Raw genomic sequence first — 4,401 nt, 5'->3', positions numbered from 1 at the left:
GGTTACATTCCGAACCCGGAAGCTAAGCCTCACAGCGCCGATGGTACTGCAGGGGGGACCCTGTGGGAGAGTAGGACGCCGCCGAACAATCATTCCAAGAAGACCCACTCCCGACCGGGAGTGGGTCTTTTTGCGTTTCCGGTGAACCGCCGGAAAAGACTTGTCGGAAAGGCTCAGTTGTCGTCCTGGCCGTCCGCCGCCTGCGGATCCACCTGGGCGTTGGCCGACGGCTGGGCCTGTGCCGGCGCTTGTGTCGGTGCCTGTGTCGGTGCTTGGGCTTGTGCTTGCGCCTGGGCCGGGGCCTCGGCGGGCGTCGTGGGAGCCGACGGTGAGGCTGTTCCCCACTTCGGCCGGCCGAGCCACTTGCCGGTGCTGTTGGTGAGCCGGGCGACGCCGGAGCCGTCCGGCCGCATGCTGTAGAGGTCGGCGGTGGCGCCGGCGGGGGCCTGGGAGAAGACGATCGAGCGGCCGTCGGGTGCGTAGGAGGCGGCGCCGTAGTAGGCGTCGGAGGGTGCGGGGGTGAGGGCGGCGATGGCGGTCCCGTCGGGGTGGACGGTGTAGATGCCGCCGCCGGGGGCGTTCTCGGGGCCGGCCGGGTAGGTGGTGAAGAGGATCTGGGTGCCGTCGGGGGCCCAGCTGGCGCGGTCACCGGCGCGCAGCTCCCAGGGGGTGAGCTGGCGCAGGCCAGTCCCGTCGACGTTGACGACGTACAGGGCCCGGGAGTTGGCGGGCTGGCCGCTCGCGCCGGTGCGGTACTCGAAGGCGAGTTGCTTGCCGTCGGGGGACCAGCTGGGGTTGCCGACCTCGCCGGAGTACGGCTTGTCGTTGGTGAGGAAGGTGAGGCGCTGGACGTTGGTGCCGTCCGGGGCCATCAGGTAGAGGTCGGAGTACTGGATCTGGGTGGTGTTGTTGCCGGCCGGGTTGACGGTTCCCCAGGAGCGGCCGAACGCGAGCTGCTTGCCGTCGGGGGAGTAGGCGGGGGCCCGTTCGTCCTCGTTGGTGCAGTCGGCGGTGCCGTTCTCGCAGAGCTGGCCGATCTGGTGCTCGCCGTCGCCGCTCGCGGTGACCGTCCACAGCCGGGCGTTGCCGCTCTGCGGGTCGGTGCGGTCGAAGGCGAGGGTGCTGCCGTCGGGGGACCAGTCGGGGCGGTCGTCGTGGGCGCGGGCGGGCGGCTGGGTCACCTGGTGCTCGCCGCTGCCGTCGGGTGTGACGGTGACGATGGCGCTGGTGGTGCGGCCGGGGTCGAGGAACGCCCGGCCGGCGATCAGGCCGTTGTGGGCCGTGACCGCGGCGGCGCCGGTGGCACCGGCCGCGGCGCCGACCACGCCGGGGGTGGCGGAGGCGGTCGTCGGCTCGGGCGTGGCGGAGGGGCTCTCGGGCCGGATCTCGGAGAGCGGGATCTCGCCCGGCTCGGCGCCGCAGCCGGTGAGCAGGGTGCCCAGCAGCAGAAGGCCCGCACCGGCGCTTGCGCGGGTGCGGGCCCTGGTCGTGGCTGACTGCCCTGTGCCGGTCATCCGCGTCATCTCCGTCTCCGGCCTTCCGGCCGCTCCGACTCTCGCTCCGTCGCCGAATCAGGACGAAGGCCCCCGAACGGGTCTGTCACTGTGTCAGACGGGAGGTGTCGGCGGCCGGGCGACACGCGCCGGAGCGCGTTCGCTCGGCCACACGGAGTAATGGCAGTAATGGCGGAGTGGAGGGAAAGCAGGGCGCGGGCGACGCGCGGGTTGCTCAGCCCTTGGCGGCGCGGCGCTCGGCCTTGGCGAGGGCCTCCGCCTCGTCCTCGGCCTCGGCGACCTCCAGGGTGGGCGCGGTGCCGCCGAGCTGGGCGGGCAGCCACCAGGTGTCGTCCGAGCCGGAGGGCTTGCCGGGGTACTCGCGCTGGGCGCGGTCGAGCATCTCGCCCATCGCGGCGCGCAGCTTGCGGGTGACCATGACGGGCTTGTCGCCGGGGCCGAGGTGGATCGGCTCGCCGATCATGATGGTGACCGGGACGTGGCGCTTGGTCAGGGTCTTCGGGCGGCCCTTGGTCCAGAGCTGCTGGGTGCCCCACAGGACGACGGGCAGCAGCGGCGTGCCGGAGTCGGCGGCCATGCGGGCGGCGCCGGTCTTGAACTTCTTCAGCATGAACGAGCGGCTGATGGTCGCCTCGGGGAACACGCCGACGACCTCGCCGGCCTTGAGGGCGCGGACGGCGGCCTCGTAGGCGGGCTGGCCGTCGGTCCGGTCGACCGGGATGTGCTTCATGCCGCGCATCAGGGGGCCGGAGATGCCGTGCTTGAAGACGTCGTCCTTGGCCATGAAGCGGGTCTTGCGCTTGCCGCCGCGGTAGGCGCCGAGGCCGGCGAAGAGGAAGTCCAGGTAGCTGATGTGGTTGCTGACCAGCACGGCTCCGCCCTCGGCGGGGATGTGCTCGGCACCCACGATCTTGATGCGCACGTCGAGCGCGCGGAAGGCGGTGAGTGCGGCGCCGATCACCGGCGGGTAGACGAACTCTGCCACGGTCAGTCCTGACTTCCACGGGCCGGAGCCCGGTACGGCGGGTACCCGCGCCGTTGCGCGAGGGCCGACCGGAGCACGGCACGCCGCGGCGGTCACGGGTGATACACGGAGATGATCCCCCGAACGAGTGCCTGCTGTCACCTGAGGCGTGCCGTCAAGCGGATATTCGCGGTGTGATATCGGTGATGAATCGGCGCGGGAACTTTTTCCCGCCCGGGTCAGGCCACGACGTCGGGACGGCCCTGGGCACGGCGGATGATCAGGTACATCTCGCAGCCGACGCAGTAGCCGAACGCGGCGTTGAGGAAGGTCGCGGCCAGGGCGAACGCGGTCGTGAGCAGGCCGAGCCAGGGGACGGCGCTGAGGAAGCCGAGGCTGCCGACGGCGGCGAAGACCAGGCCCACGCCCTGGGCGAAGCGCGGCGGGCGCTCGTCCTCGGTCGCGGTGGGCGGCGCCAGGTGGGGGCGGACGAAGGTGCGGTAGAGCCAGCCGTAGGGGGAGAGCCGCAGGCCGCCGAACGCGGGGAGGGCGAAGACGGCGGCCTGGAGGGCGAGGAGCGGGCCGCTGCCGGTGACCAGCACGGCGGCGAGGACCATCGCGCTGAGCGCGGCGGTGAAGCGGGGGCCGCGGGGGTCGATCTGCACAGGGGCTCCGGGAGGGTCGCGACGGGCGGCGGCGGGGGCGCGTGCGGGCGACGCGTCAGCGACAGCGGGAGGTGGTGCCCCGGCCCACGGCGACGGAGCGGCGCGAGGTCGGCATCGGCGGCTGCGAGGGGAGGTCGGAATCCACCAGCCGATGGTACGCGGGCCGAGTGTCGGAGAGCGACCTGTCTATGACAATCCGTTTTTGGGATGAACGCGTGGCTGCCGCAAACTGTGGGGACGGCCGTCCCCTTGGCTGTTCGTCACCGCCGTGCCGGTGGTGGCGACGGGATGCGGGCTGGTGCTGGTGAGGTGTGACGGGAGGTCGAAGGTGCCCACCGAGGATGGGGCGGTCCGGCTGTCGGAGGCGGAGCTGGGCGGGGCGCTGGGGGAGCGGGCGACGCTCGTCCAGTTCTCGACGGCGTTCTGCCAGCCGTGCCGGGCGACCAGGCGGGTGCTCGCCGAGGTGGCCGGGATGGTCGACGGCGTCGCGCACGTGGAGGTGGACGCCGAGGAGCGGCTGGAGCTCGTGCGCCGGCTGGAGATCCTGCGGACGCCGACCGTGCTCGTGCTGGACGCCGGCGGACGCGTGGTGCGACGGGCGGCCGGGATGCCGCGCAAGGCGGACGTGATCGCGGCGCTGGGGCGGGCGGTCTGAGTGGCGGGCGACAGGTGACGGCGAACAGATGGCAGCGGACGGATGACAGCCAACAGATAACAGCGAACAGATAACAGATTACGAAATCTGTCTGCTGTCATCTGTTCGCCGCACTCCAGCCTCAGCCCCGTCGGGTGATGTCGGGGGTGGGCTGGGGCAGGATGGGCGCAGGCGGCGGTATAGGCCTCCCGGCGTAAGCTACTGGCCAGTAGTGACCACTGAGCTACTGGCGAGTATGCTGCCAGGAAGTTCCGGTCCGGCACGGGAAAACCGCTGCCCGGAGCGGGTGCGAGCCAGGTTCGCGCCCGCTTGCACAGCCGCAGCCGCCGGACGAGACCAGTACAGGAGACAGGCCGTGAGCTTGAGGATCGTTGTCTGTGTGAAGTACGTGCCGGACGCGACGGGCGACCGTCGTTTCGCGGACGACCACACCACCGACCGGGAGGGCGTGGACGGCCTCCTGTCGGAGCTGGACGAGTACGGCGTGGAGCAGGCGCTGCGGATCGCGGAGGCGAACGAGGGTGCCGAGGTCACGGTGCTGACGGTGGGCCCGGACGACGCGAAGGACGCGCTGCGCAAGGCGCTGTCGATGGGTGCGGACAA

The 4,401-nt window shown here is 71.8% G+C and carries 4 protein-coding genes, 1 rRNA gene and 1 pseudogene; 3 read left to right on the top strand and 3 right to left on the bottom strand.

Going from position 1 to position 4,401, the window contains the following annotated elements:
• Positions 1-87 (top strand): 5S ribosomal RNA (gene rrf, locus AB0O00_RS30830); the annotation flags it as partial.
• Between the two features lie 86 nt (positions 88-173).
• Here the strand turns inward: rrf and AB0O00_RS30825 are convergent.
• From AB0O00_RS30825 to AB0O00_RS30815, 3 genes are all read right to left on the bottom strand, one after another.
• The gene (locus AB0O00_RS30825; RefSeq protein ID WP_363657342.1) at positions 174-1,514 is read right to left on the bottom strand and encodes a hypothetical protein; all 1,341 of its coding nucleotides are present in this window, start codon (positions 1,512-1,514) and stop codon (positions 174-176) included.
• Between the two features lie 214 nt (positions 1,515-1,728).
• The gene (locus tag AB0O00_RS30820; RefSeq protein ID WP_363657341.1) at positions 1,729-2,499 is read right to left on the bottom strand and encodes a lysophospholipid acyltransferase family protein; all 771 of its coding nucleotides are present in this window, start codon (positions 2,497-2,499) and stop codon (positions 1,729-1,731) included.
• A gap of 218 nt (positions 2,500-2,717) precedes the next feature.
• Positions 2,718-3,143 (bottom strand): DUF4395 domain-containing protein, encoded by a 426-nt coding sequence (locus AB0O00_RS30815; RefSeq protein WP_363657339.1) that lies wholly within the window; start codon positions 3,141-3,143, stop codon positions 2,718-2,720.
• Positions 3,144-3,447: 304 nt separating this feature from the next.
• Here AB0O00_RS30815 and AB0O00_RS30810 point away from each other — a divergent pair, with 304 nt between their 5' ends.
• Complete coding sequence (locus AB0O00_RS30810; protein WP_363657344.1) at positions 3,448-3,798, top strand: thioredoxin family protein; 351 nt, start codon at positions 3,448-3,450, stop codon at positions 3,796-3,798.
• A gap of 355 nt (positions 3,799-4,153) precedes the next feature.
• A pseudogene (locus AB0O00_RS30805) lies at positions 4,154-4,401 on the top strand (electron transfer flavoprotein subunit beta); the annotation flags it as partial.

The organism is Kitasatospora sp. NPDC093558 (assembly GCF_040683475.1).
Classification (GTDB): Bacteria; Actinomycetota; Actinomycetes; order Streptomycetales; family Streptomycetaceae; genus Kitasatospora.
The sequence above is the reverse complement of the archived record's forward strand: the minus strand, read 5'-3'. Positions and strand labels throughout refer to the sequence as shown.